Annotated in this window: 19 protein-coding genes, 4 tRNA genes and 3 pseudogenes; 6 read left to right on the top strand and 20 right to left on the bottom strand. The window is 41.5% G+C overall.

Features of this window, described 5'->3' with window-relative positions:
* Nucleotides 1-67 precede the first annotated feature (67 nt).
* The 19 genes and pseudogenes from rplL to pyrH form a co-directional block, all read right to left on the bottom strand.
* Nucleotides 68-445, bottom strand: a complete 378-nt coding sequence (gene rplL, locus JCM15907_RS09340) for a 50S ribosomal protein L7/L12 (protein WP_025843588.1) — start codon at nucleotides 443-445, stop codon at nucleotides 68-70.
* Nucleotides 446-482: 37 nt separating this feature from the next.
* Nucleotides 483-1,007 (bottom strand): 50S ribosomal protein L10, encoded by a 525-nt coding sequence (gene rplJ, locus JCM15907_RS09335; protein WP_025843587.1) that lies wholly within the window; start codon nucleotides 1,005-1,007, stop codon nucleotides 483-485.
* Between the two features lie 13 nt (nucleotides 1,008-1,020).
* Entirely contained in the window at nucleotides 1,021-1,716 is a 696-nt protein-coding gene (rplA, locus tag JCM15907_RS09330) for a 50S ribosomal protein L1 (RefSeq protein ID WP_025843586.1), read from the bottom strand.
* A 16-nt stretch (nucleotides 1,717-1,732) separates the two neighbouring features.
* Nucleotides 1,733-2,170, bottom strand: coding sequence for a 50S ribosomal protein L11 (rplK, locus tag JCM15907_RS09325; protein WP_025843585.1), 438 nt, complete (start codon nucleotides 2,168-2,170; stop codon nucleotides 1,733-1,735).
* A 111-nt stretch (nucleotides 2,171-2,281) separates the two neighbouring features.
* Nucleotides 2,282-2,839 (bottom strand): transcription termination/antitermination protein NusG, encoded by a 558-nt coding sequence (gene nusG / locus JCM15907_RS09320; protein ID WP_025843584.1) that lies wholly within the window; start codon nucleotides 2,837-2,839, stop codon nucleotides 2,282-2,284.
* 55 nt (nucleotides 2,840-2,894) lie between these two features.
* Nucleotides 2,895-3,098 carry a preprotein translocase subunit SecE gene (gene secE, locus JCM15907_RS09315; protein ID WP_025843583.1) on the bottom strand — a complete coding sequence of 68 codons (204 nt, stop codon included), beginning with the start codon at nucleotides 3,096-3,098 and terminating at the stop codon, nucleotides 2,895-2,897.
* 15 nt (nucleotides 3,099-3,113) lie between these two features.
* Nucleotides 3,114-3,186: transfer RNA gene (locus JCM15907_RS09310), tRNA-Trp, on the bottom strand.
* 48 nt (nucleotides 3,187-3,234) lie between these two features.
* Nucleotides 3,235-4,425 (bottom strand): elongation factor Tu, encoded by a 1,191-nt coding sequence (tuf, locus tag JCM15907_RS09305; protein ID WP_025843582.1) that lies wholly within the window; start codon nucleotides 4,423-4,425, stop codon nucleotides 3,235-3,237.
* 82 nt (nucleotides 4,426-4,507) lie between these two features.
* Nucleotides 4,508-4,579 (bottom strand) — tRNA-Thr (locus JCM15907_RS09300).
* 199 nt (nucleotides 4,580-4,778) lie between these two features.
* Nucleotides 4,779-5,957 carry a tyrosine-type recombinase/integrase gene (locus JCM15907_RS09295; RefSeq protein ID WP_036885675.1) on the bottom strand — a complete coding sequence of 393 codons (1,179 nt, stop codon included), beginning with the start codon at nucleotides 5,955-5,957 and terminating at the stop codon, nucleotides 4,779-4,781.
* A 97-nt stretch (nucleotides 5,958-6,054) separates the two neighbouring features.
* Nucleotides 6,055-6,255 carry a 30S ribosomal protein S21 gene (gene rpsU / locus JCM15907_RS09290; RefSeq protein WP_025843580.1) on the bottom strand — a complete coding sequence of 67 codons (201 nt, stop codon included), beginning with the start codon at nucleotides 6,253-6,255 and terminating at the stop codon, nucleotides 6,055-6,057.
* 94 nt (nucleotides 6,256-6,349) lie between these two features.
* Nucleotides 6,350-6,422: transfer RNA gene (locus JCM15907_RS09285), tRNA-Gly, on the bottom strand.
* A gap of 87 nt (nucleotides 6,423-6,509) precedes the next feature.
* Nucleotides 6,510-7,488: pseudogene (locus tag JCM15907_RS11765) on the bottom strand (IS30 family transposase).
* Nucleotides 7,489-7,660: 172 nt separating this feature from the next.
* A tRNA-Ala gene (locus tag JCM15907_RS09275) sits at nucleotides 7,661-7,734 on the bottom strand.
* 161 nt (nucleotides 7,735-7,895) lie between these two features.
* The gene (gene rlmN / locus JCM15907_RS09270; RefSeq protein ID WP_025843579.1) at nucleotides 7,896-8,936 is read right to left on the bottom strand and encodes a dual-specificity RNA methyltransferase RlmN; all 1,041 of its coding nucleotides are present in this window, start codon (nucleotides 8,934-8,936) and stop codon (nucleotides 7,896-7,898) included.
* A 9-nt stretch (nucleotides 8,937-8,945) separates the two neighbouring features.
* Nucleotides 8,946-11,146: pseudogene (gene rnr, locus JCM15907_RS11760) on the bottom strand (ribonuclease R).
* Between the two features lie 13 nt (nucleotides 11,147-11,159).
* Complete coding sequence (rsgA, locus tag JCM15907_RS09260; protein WP_025843578.1) at nucleotides 11,160-12,095, bottom strand: ribosome small subunit-dependent GTPase A; 936 nt, start codon at nucleotides 12,093-12,095, stop codon at nucleotides 11,160-11,162.
* Between the two features lie 61 nt (nucleotides 12,096-12,156).
* The gene (gene frr, locus JCM15907_RS09255) at nucleotides 12,157-12,720 is read right to left on the bottom strand and encodes a ribosome recycling factor (protein WP_025843577.1); all 564 of its coding nucleotides are present in this window, start codon (nucleotides 12,718-12,720) and stop codon (nucleotides 12,157-12,159) included.
* A gap of 49 nt (nucleotides 12,721-12,769) precedes the next feature.
* Nucleotides 12,770-13,489, bottom strand: coding sequence for a UMP kinase (pyrH, locus tag JCM15907_RS09250; RefSeq protein ID WP_025843576.1), 720 nt, complete (start codon nucleotides 13,487-13,489; stop codon nucleotides 12,770-12,772).
* 347 nt (nucleotides 13,490-13,836) lie between these two features.
* Here pyrH and JCM15907_RS09240 point away from each other — a divergent pair, with 347 nt between their 5' ends.
* The 5 genes and pseudogenes from JCM15907_RS09240 (at nucleotide 13,837) to JCM15907_RS09210 (ending at nucleotide 19,675) form a co-directional block, all read left to right on the top strand.
* Nucleotides 13,837-14,088 (top strand): type B 50S ribosomal protein L31, encoded by a 252-nt coding sequence (locus JCM15907_RS09240; protein WP_025843574.1) that lies wholly within the window; start codon nucleotides 13,837-13,839, stop codon nucleotides 14,086-14,088.
* Nucleotides 14,089-14,489: 401 nt separating this feature from the next.
* The gene (locus tag JCM15907_RS09230; RefSeq protein WP_025843572.1) at nucleotides 14,490-15,983 is read left to right on the top strand and encodes a Do family serine endopeptidase; all 1,494 of its coding nucleotides are present in this window, start codon (nucleotides 14,490-14,492) and stop codon (nucleotides 15,981-15,983) included.
* Nucleotides 15,984-16,129: 146 nt separating this feature from the next.
* Nucleotides 16,130-16,991: pseudogene (locus JCM15907_RS11755) on the top strand (sigma-70 family RNA polymerase sigma factor).
* Nucleotides 16,992-17,345: 354 nt separating this feature from the next.
* Nucleotides 17,346-18,431, top strand: coding sequence for a leucine-rich repeat domain-containing protein (locus JCM15907_RS09220; RefSeq protein WP_025843571.1), 1,086 nt, complete (start codon nucleotides 17,346-17,348; stop codon nucleotides 18,429-18,431).
* 335 nt (nucleotides 18,432-18,766) lie between these two features.
* A complete protein-coding gene (locus JCM15907_RS09210) occupies nucleotides 18,767-19,675 on the top strand; it encodes a leucine-rich repeat domain-containing protein (RefSeq protein WP_025843569.1) in 909 nt (302 codons plus the stop codon).
* Nucleotides 19,676-19,958: 283 nt separating this feature from the next.
* Here JCM15907_RS09210 and JCM15907_RS09205 read toward each other — a convergent pair whose 3' ends face one another.
* Nucleotides 19,959-20,453, bottom strand: a complete 495-nt coding sequence (locus JCM15907_RS09205; protein ID WP_025843568.1) for a 3'-5' exonuclease — start codon at nucleotides 20,451-20,453, stop codon at nucleotides 19,959-19,961.
* A gap of 156 nt (nucleotides 20,454-20,609) precedes the next feature.
* Between JCM15907_RS09205 and JCM15907_RS09200 the strand changes: the two genes are divergently transcribed.
* Entirely contained in the window at nucleotides 20,610-20,963 is a 354-nt protein-coding gene (locus JCM15907_RS09200; protein WP_036885674.1) for an arsenate reductase family protein, read from the top strand.
* The last annotated feature ends 155 nt before the right edge of the window (nucleotides 20,964-21,118 follow it).

The raw sequence follows: 21,118 nt of genomic DNA, 5'->3' as shown, positions 1-21,118 counted from the left end.
AAAAGGTTAAGAACTCTATTAAATAGAGTTCTCAACCGTAAACACCTGATTAACAGGCGAGAAGGATTTATTTAAGTTCTACTTCTGCACCAGCTTCTTCCAATGCGGCCTTCATTGCATCGGCAGTAGCTTTATCTACACCTTCCTTGAGGGTAGCAGGAACAGCATCTACAATATCTTTAGCCTCTTTCAAGCCAAGACCACAATGTTCCTTTACAGCTTTTACGACTTGCAACTTAGCTGAACCGAAGCTCTTAAGAACTACATCAAAAGATGTCTTTTCTTCTGCCTCTGCAGCTGCTCCTGCACCTGGGGCTGCCGCTACTGCTACTGCAGCTGCTGCAGGTTCGATTCCATATTCTTCCTTAAGGATGGTAGCCAATTCACTTACCTCTTTAACGGTAAGATTTACGAGTTGTTCAGCGATAGCTTTGATATCTGCCATTGTCTTGTATGATTTAATCGTTTAAATTCTTAGATAATTATCTTTCTTCCAGTGTTTTTAGCACACCGTGAATAGTCTGTCCTGCCGACTGAAGAGACGATAAGACATTCTTAGCGGGAGATTGAAGAAGCGCAATTACATCAGCAACAAGCTCTTCCCTGCTCTTAATGGAAACAAGAGCATCAAGATGTTGAGGACCAACATAAAAGCTTTCTTGAGCATAAACAGCCTTCAACGCAGGTTTTCCAAGTTCCTTATTAGCCTTAACAAACTCCTTAATAATTTTGGCTGGAGCGTTGGCTACTTCACAGAACATAACAGCTGTATTCCCCTTAAGAGATTGATAAAGCTCTGAATAGTCTGTACTGCTATTCGATAAAGCCTTACGGAAAAGAGTGTTCTTAACAACAACTAATTTCACCCCCTGCTTATTACAATCTCGGCGAAGTTCTGCTGTTTTCACAGCATCCATCGCTTCAATATCTACTAAGTAAAAATGAGGATATTGAGCAATATAGTTAGAGATCTTCTCAACTACGGTATTTTTAACTTCCTTTCTCATGATAAAATTCTAATTAGAAATCTACAGATTTTGGATCTATCTTAATACCTGCACTCATAGTGCTTGAGATGTGAATACTCTTTAAGTAAGTTCCCTTCGCAGAAGAGGGCTTCAGACGAATAATCGTATTAATGAACTCTCGTGCATTTTCCTGAATCTGTTTAGGATCAAAAGAAACCTTACCAATAGATGTATGGATAATACCTGTTTTGTCTACCTTAAAATCAATTTTACCTGATTTTACTTCTTTAACAGCGTTACCAACTTCATTAGTTACAGTACCACTCTTAGGGTTAGGCATCAAGCCACGAGGACCAAGCACGCGCCCCAAAGCTCCAATTTTACCCATAACAGACGGCATTGTAATAATTACATCAATATCTGTCCAACCACCTTTAATTTTGTCAATATACTCATCCAAACCCACATAATCAGCACCTGCCTCTTTAGCTTCGGCCTCCTTATCTGGGGTACACAATGCGAGAACACGTACTTCCTTACCAGTTCCATGAGGTAAGGTAACAACTCCACGAACCATCTGATTGGCCTTACGAGGATCTACTCCCAAACGAATATCAATATCTACAGAAGCATTGAAATTCGTAAAAGTGATCTCCTTAACCAAAGAAGATGCTTCTTCAAGAGAATAATATTTTCCGGGTTCAATCTTTTCCGCAGCTAACTTCTGTTTTTTTGTTAGTTTACTCATGTCTTTGAAAATTTATTTATTCCGGAAATTCCCCTTTAACAGCAATACCCATACTGCGAGCCGTACCTGCTACCATTTTCATGGCAGCCTCGATAGAAAAGCAGTTAAGGTCTGGCATTTTATCCTGTGCAATTACTCTCACTTGTTCCCAAGTAACCTCAGCAATTTTATTTCTATTAGGTTCCGCAGAACCACTCTTTGCCTTAGTCACCTCAAGCAATTGAATAGCTACAGGAGGAGTTTTTACAATGAAGTCGAAAGACTTATCAGCATAGTAAGTAATCACTACAGGTAATACCTTACCAGCCTTGTCTTGCGTTCTGGCATTGAATTGCTTGCAAAACTCCATGATGTTAATCCCTTTGGCTCCAAGAGCAGGGCCAACTGGAGGTGAAGGGTTTGCAGCTCCACCTTTTATCTGTAATTTAATCTGTCCAGCAATTTCTTTAGCCATTTCTTTTAGTCATTATATAATGAATAAAACATTTAATACACAGATTCGTAAAAGTATTTCCTCATTTTAAGAAGCTACAAGGAAATCCTTAAGAGAGGGTCCGTAACAACACTACTCTTTCTCCACCTGTGTATAAGCAAGCTCTAGTGGAGACTTTCTTCCAAAAATCTTCACCATCACCTTGAGCTTTTTCTTATCTTCGTAAATTTCTTCTATTACGGCAGAAAAGCCTACAAAAGGCCCATCCACTATTTTCACACTTTCCCCCACCAAGAAGGATATATCATAGGTCCCCTCCTGCTCGCTCTCCAAGTCAACTCGACGCAACAATTTATTCACATCCGCTGTACTCAAAGGCTCTGGGGTACTATTACCAAGAAACCCCACTATATCAGGATAACGACGCAATTCCTCCTGCAAGTCTGGATTAAGAAGAGCCTCTATAAGAACATACCCTGGCATATAAGGACGCTCAACAATAACCTTCTTAGTTCCTCTTTGAGTCATCACCTTTTCTGTAGGGACTATAACCTGGAACAATCGTTCCGTAAAGAGAGAAGAACCAGGTCTTGCCATCTCTCTTTCCAAAGACTCCTTCACTTTCTTTTCTTTTCCAGAAAGAGTTCGAAGAACATAAAAACGTCTCTCAGATCTCACCTTGTCTTCCATAAACATCAACAAAAGAAAAATGAAGTACTCGAAACTAGCCTACTCCAATGAGAGTTTAAATTATCCAACTATAGATAAGATTCATTCCAGCCTCAAACACAGTGTCAACAACAAAGATGAACAATGCTATAATCACGGAAGCAACCATAACAACCACTGCACTGTTTGTCAACTCTTTGCGAGTTGGCCATGAAACCTTATGCATCAATTCTACATAAGAATCCCTTATACTCTTACCTATTCTTGCAAAAAAATTCATAGTTCCGTCTATTTGCACGGGTTGAGAGACTCGAACTCCCGACACTCGGTTTTGGAGACCGATGCTCTACCAACTGAGCTAAACCCGTATTTAGAGAGGTAACTCAAGCAAGGAGCACCTCTCTTTTTAGTTATAATCAGTCTTCGATAAGTTCAGTAATCTGACCCGCACCTACAGTACGTCCTCCCTCACGAATAGCGAAGCGGAGCCCCACACTACACGCAACAGGAGTAATCAACTTAACGTCAATAGTCACATTATCACCAGGCATTACCATCTCTGTTCCTTCTGGAAGATCAATCTCTCCAGTTACGTCAAGAGTACGAATATAGAACTGAGGACGATAGTGACGCATGAATGGAGTATGACGTCCACCTTCTTCTTTCTTCAAGATATACACCTCAGCTTTGAAGTGGCTATGAGGCTTAACTTGACCAGGGTGAGCTAACACCATACCGCGCTTAATTTCATCTTTATCGATACCACGAAGAAGGAGTCCAACATTATCACCAGCCTCACCTTCATCGAGAAGCTTGCGGAACATTTCTACACCAGTAACGACAGTCTTACGACCTTCTGCACCAAGACCGATAAGCTGAACCTCGTCATTCACATGAATACGACCAGTTTCGATACGACCTGTAGCAACAGTACCACGACCCGTGATAGAGAACACGTCTTCAACAGGCATAAGGAATGGTTTATCCACATCACGAGGAGGGAGGAGAATCCACTCATCTACAGCAGCCATCAACTCCATAACCTTAGCAACCCATTGAGGGTCTCCATTCAAAGCCCCAAGAGCAGAACCACGAATAACGGGAGTATTATCTCCATCATACTGATAGAAGCTAAGAAGCTCACGCATATCCATTTCTACGAGTTCAAGCATCTCCTCATCTTCAACGAGATCACACTTGTTCATAAAAACAACAATACGAGGCACATTTACCTGACGAGCAAGAAGGATGTGCTCACGAGTTTGAGGCATAGGACCATCTGTTGCAGCAACAACGATGATAGCACCATCCATCTGCGCAGCACCAGTAACCATGTTCTTAACGTAGTCGGCGTGACCAGGACAGTCAACGTGCGCATAGTGGCGGTTTGCAGTTTCGTACTCTACGTGTGATGTATTAATCGTAATACCACGCTCCTTTTCTTCTGGAGCGTTATCGATAGAGTCGAATGAACGAGCTTCTGAAAGACCAGCGTCAGCCAGAACCTTGGTAATAGCCGCAGTAAGAGTGGTTTTACCATGGTCTACGTGACCAATCGTACCGATGTTTACGTGCGGTTTCGTTTTGTTAAAATGTTCTTTTGCCATAGCAATCTATAATCTCTATAATCTAAATATTTCTTGTTCCAACATAAAGCAAACGACCCTGAGGAAGTCGCCCTTCCGAAAGAGCCTATGTCGGGACTTGAACCCGAGACCTCTTCCTTACCAAGGAAGTGCTCTACCGCTGAGCTACATAGGCAAACATCCGAAATAACGCCAGCAACAAACCGAAGCGACTCCTATCTGCAACGAACGAGGTTCAAACCATCGTTCTAAAGTCATCCTCTGCTACATGTTGAGGCAATATCAGGCGCAAAGGTAGAAACAAAATCTGAACCTACCAAATACTGGCTCAACAATATAAAATACAAAAAGTGTGCAGAAGACGTAGCAAGCAACTATTTCAAACGCTCTATCTGTCGCTTAATAGCATCCACAGACAAATCAATAGCCTCTTCAAACGTAGAAGCACTTTTTTCCGCAAACAAATCTGGACCAGCCACTTGAAGACGAATGGAAGCCACCTTATTGGATTCGCCATCTCCCTTAGGCTCCAACCTCATAGTAACTTCCGCAGCAAGCACTCCGTCATGTAATCGTTCCAATCGTTCTACTTTTTTCTGTACAAAAGCCTCCAAGTCTTGGCTCATTGTAAAATGCACAGCTTGAATTCTTACATCCATACCTTTTTTCTTTATTGCTCTCGGATGAGCATTATACACCTTTTTCAACTCTGCCAAAGAAGTATGCGTATAACGCACTGTAGTAGACACCTTAGCGTGTCCCAGAAGTTCCTTAACAGCCATCAAGTCAGCCCCTCTGTCCAACATTACCGTTGCGAACGTATGCCGTAACACGTGGGGACTCTGACGAGCCAAATCGGGGAAAAGCACTAATTTCTGGTGTACCACATCATACACATCTGCCCCTGACAATGTTTTGTTTTTCAAAGAAACAAAAAAATATTCAGACATCCCAACTTTTTCTCTTCGAAGGCGCAGATACTGCTCTATCCTCTCTTTTAAAGGTGGACCAAATGGCACAAAACGCTCCTTATTACCCTTTCCCAAGATCTTTAGGGTCATTTTTTGCAAATCCACGTTTTCGAACAAAAGAGAAGCCAATTCAGAGCGTCTCAGACCTGCATCGAAAAGCATCTCTAAAATCAACTGATTTCGCACCATCAAAAAATCTTCAGGGTCTAAATCCTCGTCCAGCAGAGCACATACTTCCCTTTCATCTAAAACGGCTGGCAATGGTTTTTCCGACTTGGGTCCCCGCAAATAGGCAACTGGATTCTTTTTTATGATTCCCACTTTCAACAAATAGCGATAAAACGATTTTACCGCACTCAACTTTCTCTGCACAGAAGAAGACTTGTAGCACTCTTCAATAAGAGAAGAGAGCCACATACGAATCAAATCTCTATCCTGCTCAGAAGGAACAAAATCTTCCATTGAATGCAGAGAAGCAAACCCAAGAAACTGTCTTAAATCAACCTCGTAGCTTTCAACGGTCTTCTCCGATTGATTACGCTCATAACGTAAATACCCTAAGAAGTCCAGCAAAAATTCCATCCCCCAAAACACCAAAGACAAAACTATGTATATATATAAAAAAAAGAAAGACACCTTGAAGCACCTTTCTTTCTCAAAATCGCATTAAAAAGCGTACTTAAGCATTTGCCTCTTCGGCTTGACGAAGAGATTGCACATAGATAGCCTTATCCTTCTTTTTACGCTTTACTTCAGAGGGCTTCATAAAAGCCTGGCGTCTTCTCAATTCGCGGATAGCACCAGTTTTGTCAAATTTCTTCTTGTAGCGTTTAAGAGCGCGTTCAATATTATCACCCTCTTTAATTGGAACTATAATCATACCCTAACGTTTTTTACTTTATCTCTTTTATTTATTTACGCTGTTTAAAAGTACCTTGAGCCTCATTCTAAAAATAGATAGCCCACAAAATAAGAGCGGTAAACGAGATTCGAACTCGCGACCCTCAGCTTGGGAAGCTGATGCTCTACCAACTGAGCTATTACCGCAAACCACAATATCGTCCGCAAAGATATATCTTTTCGTACAAACTAACAAAACGATGTATGTAGATTCCTGTCTTGCAGATTCCAGCATCAAGTGCAACGTTTTTGCATATATATATCAAGCACTTCCATAGGTGATTGAAAGTTCAGCTTTTTTGGGTCTGTTGCTTAGCAGTCTCTGTATTGTTTTGATTTGCGGTTTCGATATTTCGGAGAAAGATGTTCCTTTCGGTATATATTGTCTTATTAGTTTGTTTAGATGTTCTATGTGAGGTTTGTCCGTTGAACAATAAGGCTTAGCAAAGAAAACGGGAATTTTGAGTGCTCTTTCGATGGAAGAAAAAGCCATAAACTCAGTACCGTTGTCCGTTGTAATGGAATGTAGCAACCCCATTCTCTTGAAATAGTTTAGTTTTTGATTGACCACTCTGGCTAATGCCTTAGCATTCTTCCCTTTGGGCAATGGTTCGATGATAGCGTAATCTGTCTTTCTGTCGGTAAGGATTAGTATAGCCTCTTGTTGCTTAGCTCCAATGATTAGGTCCATTTCGAAATCTCCGAAACGCTCTTCTTGATTGATGCATTGGGGCCTTTGGTCAATTCCCTTTCGCTGTTCCCATTGGGATTTGAGCGGTTTAGCAAGGCTCTTTCGTCGATACTTCAAATGATGCCTTGTTAGTTGGTAAAGGTCTCCTCCGAGTGCCTTATCCTCGTGGAGAAAAGTATATAGGGTGGTTTTCCCCACGATGGGAATCCCCTTGAGCCGAAAACGCCCCACGATTTGCTCGGGCGACCACTGCTTTTCTCTCAAAATCTAGACGACTTGTTCTTGCATTTTATCCGTGAATTTCCTCGGATAGCAACGCCACTCCTTACGCTCTGTAGCATACATATGTGCTGCGTGACAGGAGTATTTCCCTCTTGCCGTTTTGTTGCGTTTGACTTCTCGGGAGACGGTACTGCTCGACACACCAATAGTTTGAGCAATGAAAGAATAAGATTTCTTTTGTTGTAGTAGCCGATCTATTGTGTACCTTTGCTCTCGGCTCAAATGATTGTATTTTTTCATGTTCAACGCAAATATAATCTTTGGCGCCCATCCCCAGAGGGGCTAGCCCCTCTGGGGATATTCTTTCTATTTGCGTTGCACTTACTACTGGAAAATACAGGGAAGACTATGTAGCACACAAAAGAGGCAGATACAAAAAAAGAGGTAGAAAAAGAATCTCTACCTCGTTAAGTGGAGCATATCGGACTCGAACCGATCACCTCGACACTGCCAGTGTCGCGCTCTAGCCAGATGAGCTAATGCCCCGAACGATTGCAAAGGTACAAATTGTCCTCCAATGTACAATAGCAAGTTACTCTATCTCTTAAAAAGCGACTATTATTTTCTCTTTTCAAAGAGAAAATGACTTTTTGAATAGTTCTCCAATGCAAGAAGTGCTACTTTTTAAGGCTCGTAAATCCTCTCAATTAACCTCTCTTATATAACGAGGAGAGCATACCACAAGCAGCAGCAATATCTTCTCCTCGAGAGGCTCGTATTGTGGTAGGTATCCCTGCTTGATTAAGGAAATCACAAAATTTCAAAAGTTGCTTTTCTTCAGAAGAAGGCAAATCAACCATAGGTATTTTATGGTAACGTATAAGATTGATATGACAATCGAAAGAGTTGAGCAACTCAATCAAAGCACGCGCATGGAGCCTATCATCATTCAAGCCCCCAAAGACAATGTATTCAAAAGTAAGACGTCGCTGTCCCGAGAAGTCATACTCCCTAAGCGTTTTCAATGTCTTTTCTAAAGGCATTGCCTTTTCTATGGGCATTAGAGAAAGACGCTCCTTAGATATGGGAGAGTGTAAACTTATTGCCAAGTTGCATGTTGTCTCTTTCAAAAAACGGGTTAGTCCGGGTTCGACACCCACCGAAGAGAGGGTAATACGCTTAGGACTCATAGCACATCCATTCTTGTGAGTAAGACAATGAATACTCCTCAACACAGCATTTACATTATCAAGAGGCTCCCCCATTCCCATATAGACGATGTTTGTGACACGCTCTCGCTCAGGGAGAGAAAAGAGCTGATTAAGAATCTCTGACTCCGAGAGTTGTCCATTGAATCCTTGTTTACCCGTCATACAGAAAAGGCAATTCATCTTACAGCCAACTTGCGAAGAAACGCAGAGTGTAGCCCTTTCTCCATCGGGGATAAAAACTGCTTCGATAGGCTTCTCTGTAGAAGTCGAGAATAGATACTTTTTAGTGCCGTCTTTAGAGGCAAAGGAAGCAATCGGAGCCGCACGCCCTACCACTGCACAAGAACTCAATAAAGCTCGATGCTTTAACGAAAGATTCGTCATTTCGTCAAAGGAGACGACCTTTTTCTTATAAATCCAGTCAGACAACTGCCGCCCTGCATAACGAGGCAAGCCCAAAGCAATCGCCCACTCAGCAAGCTCTTCGGGAAGCATACCCAAAAGAACTTTTACCTCTTTTCGTTCTATCTCTTCCATCTTCCAATTCTACTCAACCCAATCGAAGGTAAGCTGACGACGATCTAAATCAGTACGCACAGCTCGAACTCTTATAGAGTCGCCCAATGTAATCTTGCGACCATAGCGACGACCAACGAGCATAAAGTTTTTTTCATCATACTCATAATAATCATCGTCCAAAGAACGAATAGGCAACAAGCCTCACAGTGCGAATGTAGCAACTCCACATAGAGACCCCACTCAGTTACATGAGACACTACCCCATCAAAGACCTTACCCAAACGAGAGCTCATGTATTCTACTTGTTTATATTTAATGGACTCTCGCTCCGCCTTGGCAGCTACTTGCTCTTGGTTAGAGCAGTGCTGTGCATACCCCTCATATTCTTCTTGAGGAAGAGACTTTCCTCCAGACAAATAGTGAGTGATAAGACGATGCACCATTAAATCAGGATAGCGACGAATGGGCGAAGTAAAGTGCGTGTAGTAGGGGAAAGCGAGTCCATAATGTCCTACATTTTCTGTACTATACTCTGCCTTTGCCATAGAGCGCACCATCATCATCTGGATCAAAGACTCCTCTGGTTTACCTACACTCTGCTCTATAATTTTGCCAATCCCCTTGCGCACATCAGCTTTTCCATCCACCAATTTGGTACGGTAGCCAAACCGCACAATAAAATCTTGCATTAGGAGCAACTTTTCTGGATTGGGTTCGTCGTGAATACGATATATAAAAGTCTTGGTTTTATCCTTTTGAGTGGAAGTAACTTTACCAAACTGCTCTGCCACAGTTCTATTTGCCAAGAGCATGAACTCTTCTATTAACTCATTGGCTGTACCATGATTTTTTTGCACCACATCAACAGGGCGTCCCTCTTCGTCCAAGGCAAAAGCTACTTCTAAACTCTGAAAGTTGATAGCCCCTGCCGAAAAGCGCCGCTTACGTAACTGTTGTGCTAAGCGATGAAGTGATAGTATCGGCTCTACATTATCCCCCTCTTCGGTGTCAATAATTTGCTGCGCCTCCTCGTAACTATAACGTCGGTTACTCTCTATAACCGTACGTACAATACGTGACTCCAACACATTGGCCTGAGTGTCCAAGGTAAAGATACAAGAATAGGCAAGTCGCTCTTCATTGGGTTTTAGCGAACAAAGATCATTACACAATCGCTCTGGTAACATCGGTATAGTACGATCAACCAGATAAATACTCGTAGCTCGGTTGTATGCCTCCTTATCAATTATCCCCCCTTGAGGAACATAGTAACTTACATCGGCAATATGCACCCCTACTTCATACTTACCCTCTTCGAGGGGACGCCAAGAGAGAGCATCATCGAAGTCCTTCGCCGTTTCAGGGTCTATTGTAAAAGTTAATACAGAACGAAAATCTTCTCGCTGGTCATACTCCTCTTGAGGAATCTCTGCCGATATTTGTTGAGCAAAATCTTCTACTTCTTGGGGGTAACTATCTGGCAAGTCAAACTCTGCCAAAATAGCGTGCATCTCCGTGTTATTACTACCAGAGGGGCCTAAGTTACGTACCACCCGTCCAATAGGATTCTTACCCATCAAAGGCCATTCTGTGATGCGCACGATGGCTTTATCATCGTTTTTGACTCCCTCAAATGCTCCCTTGGGCAGAAGGATATCATTCGAAAGCTCTCTATCATCGGTCAGAAGAAAAGCTACATCTCCACGAACCTGCAAACGACCCACGAAAGTTTCCTTCTTGCGCTCTAACACCTCCACAACCTCACCCTCTCGAGCATGCCCCTTACGACGGGCAAAAAGTTGCACACGCACCTTATCGCCCTGCATAGCATGGAGCGAATTACGCTCGGCAATCAACACCTCTGCACTACCATCTTCGGGAGTAAAAACATTGAAACCACTACGTCTGCGGTCAAATAATCCTACAAAAGAAGGGACAGAATCGGAATTGTAGGTATATCGACCACGCTCCATCTCCCGAAGTACCCCCTCCTCCATGAGGGTTTCTAAGATTCTTGTTACTAACTGCTTCTCAGGAGTAGTATGAGCTCCTACATTTTGAGAAACTTGGCGGTAGTTAAAAATAGCCCCTTTGTTTCGAGAAAAGAGTGAAAGAACTCGATCCACAAACTCACGCCCCGTAGTGCGAGATGATTTTTGTCTTTTGGGAAGCGTACTACTACGTGTAGTTTTTTTCGTTTTACTTTTGATAGATACTTTCTTCTTCATTCTCTTTCCTGTCTTAGTCTAAGCGATACTTACCTTCCTCTTCATCTTTGAGGATTCCTAAGTAACTTATATATCTACTCTCTGCAATGCGCCCCTCATCCAAGGCTTGCAGTACAGCACAACCCGGTTCATTCAGGTGAGTACAATTACTAAAACGGCATTCCTGACCAATAATAAAAAACTCTCGGAAGTAATCTGCCGCATTGTATTTGTTCATTTCAAGCGTTCCAAAGCCCTTAATACCAGGAGAATCTATCAAATACCCTCCTCCTCTCTGAGGATCGAGCGGATGCATTTCGCTCATAGTAGTGGTGTGCATACCCGTTCCATGTGCACTACTCACCTCCTGAGTACGTAGATTAACCCCTGGGAGTAGAGCATTGATGAGACTACTCTTACCCACTCCCGAATGACCACTAAGAAGCACTATCTTGCCACCAATATAGGAGTAGAGTTCGTCTAAACCTTTTTGCTCCAATACGGACATCTTCAGGATAGAATAGCCCAAAGGTGTATAAACCTCCTCCCACTCTTTTAGGCGCAAAAGTTCCTCCTCTCCATACAAATCCATCTTGTTGAAGAGCAAAACGACAGGCACATCATACGCCTCCGCCGTGGCTAAAAATCGGTCTACAAAGGTGAAACTCGTCTCGGGATTATGAAGCGTAACGAAAAGCAATACAACATCTATGTTAGCCGCTAAAATGTGCGACTCTTTAGAGAGGTTGGCAGCACGGCGAATGATATAGTTGCGCCGAGGTTCCACCGAAGTGATATAGTAAATATCTCCCTGCTTTTTGATAGATACCGTATCTCCTACGGCCACGGGATTGGTGGATCGAATACCTTTTAGCCGAAGGTTGCCCTTAACAGTAGCCTCACACTGACTACCATCACATAGGCGTAATAAACAGTTATTACCCACACAACGAAGCACAAGTCCCTGCATCAGCATCATAGACTTGTGCTATCATTACTATCAATCGTTCTGTACAAAGAGTTTTGTCTCCTTAAACGGTCAAAATTTCTTTCTCTTTGGCAGCAAAAAGTTCTTCGCATTGAGCCACGTATTTATCATGCAACTTCTGCACCACTGCTTCGATATCTTTAGCCACATCTTCGGGAGTGCCCTCTGCCTTAATACTCTTTTTTACGGCATCTATGGCATCACGACGGGCATTGCGAATACTGATTTTTGCCTCTTCTACCTCACCCTTTACCTGCTTAACAAGTTGTTTGCGGCGTTCCTCTGTAAGAGGAGGAATAGCAATGCGTATGAGCTCCCCATTATTTTCGGGCATAATACCCAAAGGAGAGTCTATAATGGCTTTCTCAATATCCTTAATAATTTTCTTCTCCCAAGGAGTTATCACTATAGTACGTGCATCTGGCACTGTAACGGTACCTACTTGGTTAAGGGGAGTCATCGTACCGTAGTAGGAAACCATAATATCGTCCAATATCTTTGGATTAGCCTTACCAGCACGAATATGCGCCAACTTCTCATCAAGATATTCAATAGCTTTCTGCATCCCTGCTTCAGCCACTTCTGTATACTGCTTCGTATCTGCCATATTATAATATGTTATGGGTTATTTATCGTCTTTCTTTTGTAAAACAAAATTACTCCTCTTCGTTGCTCACTACAGTAGCAATATTTTCCCCAGCTATTAGTTTGAGCAAGTTGCCTTTGGTATCCATATCAAAAACCATCACGGGAAGATTATTTTCTCGGCATAGCGTCATTGCAGTTAAATCCATAACCGAGAGCCCCCTTCGGTACACCTCATCGAAAGAGATACTATCAAAACGAACTGCCGAAGGGTCTTTTTCTGGATCGGCTGTATAGATACCATCCACGCGAGTTCCCTTGAGTAGATAATCTGCTCCAATCTCCACCGCACGCAAAGCAGCTGCTGTATCTGTGGTAAAATAAGGATTACCCGTACCTCCCGCAAGAATGGTAATGTACCCCTCATCCAATTTTTGGCGTACCTCCATAGAGGAGTAGAGTTTACCCACAGGCTCCATACGAATAGATGTAAAGACCTCCGCTTTGCAACCATGAGCAAGAAAAGCAGCTCTCAAAGCTAAAGAGTTAATCACAGTAGCAAGCATCCCCATCTGGTCGCCCGTAACGCGTTCTACTCCCTTGGCGGTACCACTCAACCCTCGAAAGATATTCCCTCCTCCGATAACGATAGCTACTTGCACTCCCTTTTGAGCTACAGCAACAATTTCAGCAATATAATCATTCAAACGCTCAGAGCTTATGCCCTGTCCTGCACCTCCAGCGAGAGACTCGCCACTTAACTTCAATAAAATTCGTTTCAGCTTTTGCATGCTACTCTTTTGGCTACACCTTAATTATATATATATCTTCACGTACTATGGAATACAAAGTAAATGTATTTTGCCCAACTATCCAACGGATAGGTATAACCCTTTGGAGAGTTTGGACGAACCCTTTGGAACAAAAGCATTAAAGCTTTCGAAGCAAAGGATTAATGGTTTCGAATAATAAAGTTTGAAGTCTAATAAGAGTGAGTTGCTTGTTATTCAGACAAAAAGTAGTACCTTTGTTGCCCGAATACCTCTAAAAAGGCAGAAAACATCTCAACATGTTGGGGCTAAATGGGTTTAGAGGAGCGGAGATAACAAGTATATAAACAAGTACAAAGCATAAAGCAATGAAGAAAGGATTGCACCCCGAAACGTATCGTCCCGTGGTTTTCAAGGACATGTCTAACGACGATGTATTTATTACAAAGTCTACTATTCAAGCAAAAGAAACCATCGAAATAGATGGAGAGACTTACCCTCTCGTTAAAGTGGAAATCTCTAACACTTCGCACCCCTTCTTTACAGGAAAAGCGAAGTTGGTGGATACCGCTGGACGTGTTGATAAGTTTATGAACCGTTACGGCAACCGCAAAAAGTAAGAATTATCTACCTCTAAAAACTTTGGCATTACTCCTGTTAGAGATCTCTTGGAATCGGTAAAAGGAGTACCTTATTTATTAGCTACAAAAAGAATTTTAGAGGAGCGTTATTGAGTCATCCTCCTATGCATTAGTTTTCTCTGATGTATAGAGGGGTGCTTCTTTTTGTAAGCATATAGAAGTTTCTTTTCTAAGCGAATAAGGGACTTTGACTTTACGAAGAAAACGACTTACCGCATCTTCGTCTTCCAAAGCGAAAAAGAGTACCCCGACGAAGGATACCCTCAGACTGCTTACAGAAATATATCTAAAATTCAATCTCTCCATGCAACATTAAAGGGGGTTATTCGTCTAACACTATGTAAACAAAAAACGAAACGATAGATTAATAACCAAATGTTATGAAGAAAGTCTGGAAAATTAGCTCAGCCATTCTTGGAGTAACTTTGCTAAGCATGGCTGTAACAGCGGGGACCTATACCCTTCTAAACAATCGAGACCAGAAGTCTCGCACCGAGATTAGAAGAGGTATTGATGATGACACCTTTCAAAATACCTCTTTTGCATTGACCTCTAACAGAGGAGTAGGCACTGCTCCCGACCTCATCCCAGCGGCAGAGGCATCGGTACACTCTGTAGTACACGTTAAGATAGAGGGCGAACAGCAAATAGATCAGCGTTACATTGATCCTTTCGAATTCTTTTTCGGAGGAGGTGGTGGCTTCGACCGACCTTCATCTCGCCCCGTAGTGGGTTATGGCTCTGGAGTTATTATTAGCACAGATGGTTACATAATCACCAATAACCATGTAATTGACAATGCTAATAAAATTGAGGTAACTCTTAATGACAATCGCACTTTTAAGGCCACGATGATTGGCTCTGATCCTGCTACCGATATAGCACTGCTCAAAATAGAAGCAAAAGACCTTCCTACAATACCCTTTGGAGACTCTGATGCCCTTAGAGTAGGCGAATGGGTACTCGCAGTAGGCAATCCTTTTAATTTAACCAGTACGGTAACCGCTGGTATCGTTAGTGCTAAAGCTCGTCCCGTAGGTGCCAACGGAGGAGATACCAATAAAATTGGAGGATTTATTCAAACAGATGCGGCAGTAAACTCTGGTAATAGCGGAGGTGCACTCGTTAATGCCACTGGAGAGTTAGTGGGCATCAATACGATGATTTATTCACAGACAGGCAATTTCACGGGGTACTCCTTTGCTGTACCTGTAAACACAGCTGCCAAAGTTGTTTCCGATATCAAGAAGTATGGTACTGTACAGAGAGCCGTGCTAGGTATCATCGGAGGCAATGTAACCAGCGAAATAAAAGAAAAGTACAATCTCAAAGTGAATGAGGGAGTTTTCGTAACGGACTTTTCCGAGAGGAGTGCAGCTTACTCTGCAGGAGTAGATAAAGAAGATGTTATCACCTCTATTGACGGACGTACTGTAAAAAGTATGACCGCTCTACAAGAGATTATTAATATGAAACGCCCTGGCGACAAGGTACGCTTGACCATAGATAGGAAAGGGGCCACTAAAAACATTACTGTTACCCTAAAAAATGTAGAGGGTAGCGAGTCAATGGTAAAAGACAATCCACAAGATATCTTAGGAGCCTCTCTAAAAGAGTTAACTAATGAACAAAAACGCTCTTATGGTGTTTCTTATGGTATATCGGTCCAAAAAGTAAATAGTGGCAAATTCCGAGAAGTAGGTATTAAGGAAGGTTTTATCATACTCACACTAAACAATGCACCTGTACGTTCTATTACTGACGTACGTCGTCGAGTAACACAAGCACAATCTTCCCGAAACGACAAAGCCTTAGTCGTCAAAGGATTTTACCCGAACGGACGGATGAAGTACTATGTGATAGATCTTTCTTAAAATGAAAAATGTCTGACTATCGGACGACATAGAGAGAGTATCCAATAGGGCAACTTTCTCAGGGAAAGTCTCTTAGCTCTGAATCAGTAGAGCTAAGAGGTTTTCTCTGAAAACTAAGAGAAATAATATAATATAAAGTATAAGCAATGAGGCAATTAAAGATCACCAAGTCAATCACCAATCGAGAAAGTGCATCGTTAGACAAGTACTTACAGGAGATTGGGCGAGAAGAATTGATTTCTGTAGAAGAAGAGGTAGAACTTGCACAAGCTATTAGAAAAGGAGATCGCAGAGCTTTGGAACGCCTTACACGAGCCAATCTGCGTTTTGTCGTATCTGTAGCAAAACAATACCAAAATCAAGGTCTCAGTCTTCCAGATCTTATTGACGAGGGGAACTTAGGTTGATCAAAGCTGCAGAAAAATTTGACGAGACTAGAGGTTTTAAGTTTATATCTTACGCTGTGTGGTGGATTCGTCAATCTATCCTCCAAGCCTTAGCCGAACAGTCGCGCATTGTACGTCTTCCCCTAAACCAAGTGGGGGCTCAAGCAAGATTCGTAAAGCTATTGAGAGATTTGAGCAAGAAAACGAACGTCGCCCCTCTATTCCAGAGTTGGCGAATATGTTAGACCAAACGGAAGAGAAGGTAGCCGTTACCTTGAAATCTTTTAGCAAACATATCTCAATAGATGCCCCCTTCGTAGAGGGAGAAGATAATAATCTTTTGGATGTCTTAGTAAACGAAGATGCTCCAAGTGCTGACCGCTACTTAATGAACGAATCTCTCCGCAAAGAAATTGATCGTGTACTTAGCACTCTCTCAGAAAGAGAAGCAGAAATTATCGCTCTTTTCTTTGGGATTGGGGGAGGTCCCGAAATGACTTTAGAAGAGATTGGAGATAAGTTTGGACTCACAAGAGAACGTGTACGCCAGATTAAAGAAAAAGCTATCCGTCGCCTGCGTGCCAGCAACAAGTGCGGCCAACTAAAAAGTTTCTTAGGATAAATCTCGAAAAACTCAATATATCCTTTTGAGCAAGAACCAGCACCTTTGGGAAAAGCCAAACTTTCCAAGAGTGCTGGTTCTTTACATCTAGCTATCCGCCAAAAACCACATCAAAGGTTACAAGAAAGCGGTAAAAGAGAAAATTATAGCACATCACTACCTATTCATCTCCCCTAATATACCTTTTTCTTGTAAAAATACCAATAATTGAGTATTTCGAAATCTCCCAAATAGCTGTATATTTGTGTCAAGTTTTCAAATTATTCACAACAGACTCTTTTTCTTAAGGATGTTTGTTGCGTTTTTGTGGCATAACCCGCGACACTATTCATAAATTAAACACAAATAATAATTATGCGCAAAATTACTCCTCTTCGAATGAATTACATTCTCCTATTAAGTCTCTTTTCTGCCTTTTTAGGAAATGCTCAAAGCCCCACAGAGGCATCAACCAACTCCTACCGACACTCTATTACTGTTACCTCAAATCTCTCCGCTGGGAGCGATATTGAAATCGTAGCAGAAGACGACTCCCAAATCGGAGCCTACATAGACCTTAATGGCAATAAAACAAAAGATGAAGGAGAAGACCTCCGTCTCGAAATGGGAGAAGCTGCTAAATATCTCATTTGGGGTAATAAAAAGGAGGTAACTATCTATGGAGGTAATCTTCTAAGAGTTAAGTTAGAAAATGCTGAGCTCACAAGTGTAAAGGCTGAAAATGCTCCTGCTCTTCTTTGGTTGGAAGTTCCAAAGAATAAATTAACCTCCTTAGACATCTCTTCGAACCGAGAATTGGTGAGGTTGGATTGCAGTGAAAACAAATCTCTTAAGAGTGTCAAGTTTTCAAACCCTAGCACCTTAAAAGAGGTTTATATGGAGAAGTGTGCACTTGAAAATATAGACTTCAGTGCCTGCTCTCAATTACAGAGGACTATGATAAACGAGAATAAACTTACAAGTGTAGACTTGTCAATGGCAAACGAACTAAGCTACCTTGATATCTCTCGCAACAAAATTGGAGCAAATGCTATGCACCAACTTATAGAGACCTTAAATGCCAATGAAGAAGAGGGTAAAATGCTCATTCTTATCAACACAGATCCTAATGCAAAAGAGAAAGAAGGAAACGTTTGCTTGAAAAAGGATATCTCTCTTGCCAAGAGTAAACATTGGACTCCTCTCGACAATTATAGTTACCAAGAATACGAAGGAAGTGAAGAAGATGCCCCTATCGTTGTAAGCGAAACGGAAAAAATCTCCATCACTCCCTCGGCTGCGATTGCTCCCTCTATCAAAGTAATTGTTTATGGAGAAGCACTTTGGGTAGACCTAAATAGAAATGGGCAAAAAGACTCAAATGAGAATCTCACGAGTGGAACAAATTCTGTAGCAACTCCAACTGGCATGGAAGCATTCTCTATCTATGGAAAAAAATAACCTCCTTAGAGCTTAACGAATGTAGTATTTCCAAATTAGATCTTTCTCTTGCCAACTCTCTAATCTCCATTGCTTCCAAAAAGAATTCCACTCTTACTTCAGTTGTTTTCCCTAACGAAAAGCAAGCTCTCTCTAAAATTGAGTTAATAGAGAATGCTATTGAAGGAAGTGTAGACCTCTCAGAATATGGTAATCTTTCAACCATAGTACTAAGTAATAACAACATCTCTGACCTCCAATTAGGAGCTAAACCTACTCTGAAACATTTAGATATTGCAGCCAATAAATTAGAATCTCTGAATCTCCTCGGTTGCACGGGCTTAGAGTATCTCTCCATGAAAAAAAATAATCTTACCGAAGTTTCTTTCTCTGCCACAACACAGTTGAAAGAAATATATGCGCAAGATAACAAATTGGAGGAGGCCGATTTTAGCTACTGCAACTTCTTAGAGATTATCAATCTTGAAAACAACCAATTGACCAAATTACTCCTCCCTGCAGAAAGTTCCGACACGAAAATTGTAAAACTGTCATACAATAAACTTCAGCATATCGATCTCGGCACCTTTACTTCAGCTATAGAAATTGAGGCTGCACACAACGAACTAACCTCTGTTAGCAGACCCAGTAGTAAGGCTTTAACTTCTCTCTCTCTTTCCAACAACAAACTTATTCAATTAGACCTTAGTGAGGTGAAGAATTTGCAACATCTTTATATTAGCCGAAACAAGCTCTCTAATCTAAACCTATCTTCTGTACCTGATTTGCTAACGCTCTCTATCTACGGTAATGAGTTCCAAAAAAGCTTAATGACACAGTTTGTAAAAGAACTTCCCATGTCCAATAATACAGCTTTAAGTGATCGAGTTCTCATTGTAGTCTTTATGAACGAAAATGGTGAAATAGAAGACTCCAACAGGATAACAACTAAAGATGTAGATATCGCTAAGCAAAGAGGGTGGAATGTCTGCTCTATAAATCCAGAGGGAATGTCTGCTCCTTACGCAGGAGAACCTACACGTATCGCAGAACTCTCTAAAGAAAAGATGCAAATAGCTACTATGGAATCTGGGTGGAAACTCTCTATGAGTACTGAAGAGCTTCACAAAGCCAAAGTATATAGCCTTACAGGAGAATTACTCTTCGAAACGCAAGGTATAGGAGAGTTACTCATAACAACTCCCATACGAGAAGTATTTGTAACCATCGAAGGAGTTAAACAAGCTATACCTTTGATTCGATAAAACTTCTTTTCTCAACATATAAAAAGGAGCTGTGCCAAAGATAAATTTTGACTCAGCTCCTTTTTATATATAACACAAATAAGAACTTCTTATATTCTGGGAAATAATACGTGATATTTACAAACTTCCCGAAATCTGTTCTAATGCACTTTTAACAAGGCTTGGCATAGAATGAACAGAGAAACATTAGAAGCAAAAACAGATCTATACACAAGTATGTGTAAAAATCAGATAACTCTATAGCACTTAGATATAACACTCTCTGTATAAATATATCCAAACCTCACAACAATTGAAGAGCAATCGCTGCACAAGCCTCCGCATCAGCCAAGGCATGATGATGATGTGCCAAATCGAAACCACAATACTCTGCCACGGTATGCAACTGATGATTGGGAAGGAGCCTCGCTAATTGCTTTCGAGCGGCTCGGCAAGTACAGTGAAACTCATAGTTAGGATAGTCCATCTCGTAAGCTCTAAATACAGCTTTCAAGCATCCTTCATCGAAAGGACTATTGTGTGCCACTAATGGCAATCCTTTGATTTTAGAAGACACCTGAGACCATACCTCTGGGAATAGAGGAGCTTCTTTCACATCTTCCATTGTCAAGCCGTGAATCTCAGTTGTCCATCGAACAAAGAAGCTCGGACGAGGATAAATAAGACTATAGAAACGCTCTATAATTCGACCATCCTGAACGAACACAAGACCTACACTACAAACACTGGAACGATTGTGATTAGCCGTTTCAAAATCTATCGCTACAAAGTCTTTCATCTTCTAATCATATTATCTATAAACTCCCTTTCTTGTAAAAGTAGCACTTCCCATCCAAAGGATAATACATATCGTAACGAAAGCTATCCATTAATGTCCAGCTCATCTAAATGATGTAAATTTGGGTCGTAGTATCTTTGATTAGAAATAAAAACAATGCTATTCATACAATACCCAGCCTGTAGTACATGTCAAAAGGCTAAGAAATGGCTTGCCGAAAAAGGCATCTCTATCAATATACGCCATATCGTAGATGAAGCTCCAACCGAAGCCGAACTAAGCGAATGGGTTCATCGAAGTGGCTTGCCTGTGAAAAAGTTTTTCAACACAAGCGGAATACTCTACAAAGAACTATCCTTAAAAGATAAACTTCCCTCGATGAGCGAGCGAGAGCAGATAGAGCTACTCGCCACCAACGGCAAACTAATTAAGCGCCCCTTGCTCATCTCTGACACCTTCGTTCTTGTAGGTTTTAATATTGAGGAATGGACACAAACGGTGGAAAAATAATAGTGCTATTCTTCTCACCCCAAACTTTCTCGAATAAATCTATATAAATAATGTTATAAATGAAGAGTCAAGAACAAGGATAAAAGGAACAATACAAAGAATAGCATACTAAACAGGAAGAGAGGATTCATACTCCTTTTCCCAATATACATATA

Origin of the sequence: Porphyromonas gingivicanis JCM 15907 (genome assembly GCF_000614585.1) — a bacterium.
GTDB classification, from domain to species: Bacteria; Bacteroidota; Bacteroidia; order Bacteroidales; family Porphyromonadaceae; genus Porphyromonas; species Porphyromonas gingivicanis.
This window is presented reverse-complemented; position numbering and strand designations above follow the sequence as displayed.

What these genes read in the sequence shown, in the direction of transcription:
- JCM15907_RS09210 (WP_025843569.1), top strand. Translation starts at nt 18,767, where the DNA reads ATGAAAAAAAATAATCTTACCGAAGTTTCTTTCTCTGCCACAACACAG.
- JCM15907_RS09240 (WP_025843574.1), top strand. Translation starts at nt 13,837, where the DNA reads ATGAAGAAAGGATTGCACCCCGAAACGTATCGTCCCGTGGTTTTCAAG.
- rplJ (WP_025843587.1), bottom strand. Translation starts at nt 1,007, where the DNA reads ATGAGAAAGGAAGTTAAAAATACCGTAGTTGAGAAGATCTCTAACTAT.
- rplA (WP_025843586.1), bottom strand. Translation starts at nt 1,716, where the DNA reads ATGAGTAAACTAACAAAAAAACAGAAGTTAGCTGCGGAAAAGATTGAA.
- rplL (WP_025843588.1), bottom strand. Translation starts at nt 445, where the DNA reads ATGGCAGATATCAAAGCTATCGCTGAACAACTCGTAAATCTTACCGTT.
- rsgA (WP_025843578.1), bottom strand. Translation starts at nt 12,095, where the DNA reads ATGCAGGGACTTGTGCTTCGTTGTGTGGGTAATAACTGTTTATTACGC.
- rlmN (WP_025843579.1), bottom strand. Translation starts at nt 8,936, where the DNA reads ATGGAAGAGATAGAACGAAAAGAGGTAAAAGTTCTTTTGGGTATGCTT.
- JCM15907_RS09230 (WP_025843572.1), top strand. Translation starts at nt 14,490, where the DNA reads ATGAAGAAAGTCTGGAAAATTAGCTCAGCCATTCTTGGAGTAACTTTG.
- secE (WP_025843583.1), bottom strand. Translation starts at nt 3,098, where the DNA reads ATGAATTTTTTTGCAAGAATAGGTAAGAGTATAAGGGATTCTTATGTA.
- rplK (WP_025843585.1), bottom strand. Translation starts at nt 2,170, where the DNA reads ATGGCTAAAGAAATTGCTGGACAGATTAAATTACAGATAAAAGGTGGA.
- JCM15907_RS09200 (WP_036885674.1), top strand. Translation starts at nt 20,610, where the DNA reads ATGCTATTCATACAATACCCAGCCTGTAGTACATGTCAAAAGGCTAAG.
- JCM15907_RS09220 (WP_025843571.1), top strand. Translation starts at nt 17,346, where the DNA reads ATGCGCAAAATTACTCCTCTTCGAATGAATTACATTCTCCTATTAAGT.
- pyrH (WP_025843576.1), bottom strand. Translation starts at nt 13,489, where the DNA reads ATGCAAAAGCTGAAACGAATTTTATTGAAGTTAAGTGGCGAGTCTCTC.
- JCM15907_RS09205 (WP_025843568.1), bottom strand. Translation starts at nt 20,453, where the DNA reads ATGAAAGACTTTGTAGCGATAGATTTTGAAACGGCTAATCACAATCGT.
- frr (WP_025843577.1), bottom strand. Translation starts at nt 12,720, where the DNA reads ATGGCAGATACGAAGCAGTATACAGAAGTGGCTGAAGCAGGGATGCAG.
- nusG (WP_025843584.1), bottom strand. Translation starts at nt 2,839, where the DNA reads ATGGAAGACAAGGTGAGATCTGAGAGACGTTTTTATGTTCTTCGAACT.
- JCM15907_RS09295 (WP_036885675.1), bottom strand. Translation starts at nt 5,957, where the DNA reads ATGGAATTTTTGCTGGACTTCTTAGGGTATTTACGTTATGAGCGTAAT.
- tuf (WP_025843582.1), bottom strand. Translation starts at nt 4,425, where the DNA reads ATGGCAAAAGAACATTTTAACAAAACGAAACCGCACGTAAACATCGGT.
- rpsU (WP_025843580.1), bottom strand. Translation starts at nt 6,255, where the DNA reads ATGATTATAGTTCCAATTAAAGAGGGTGATAATATTGAACGCGCTCTT.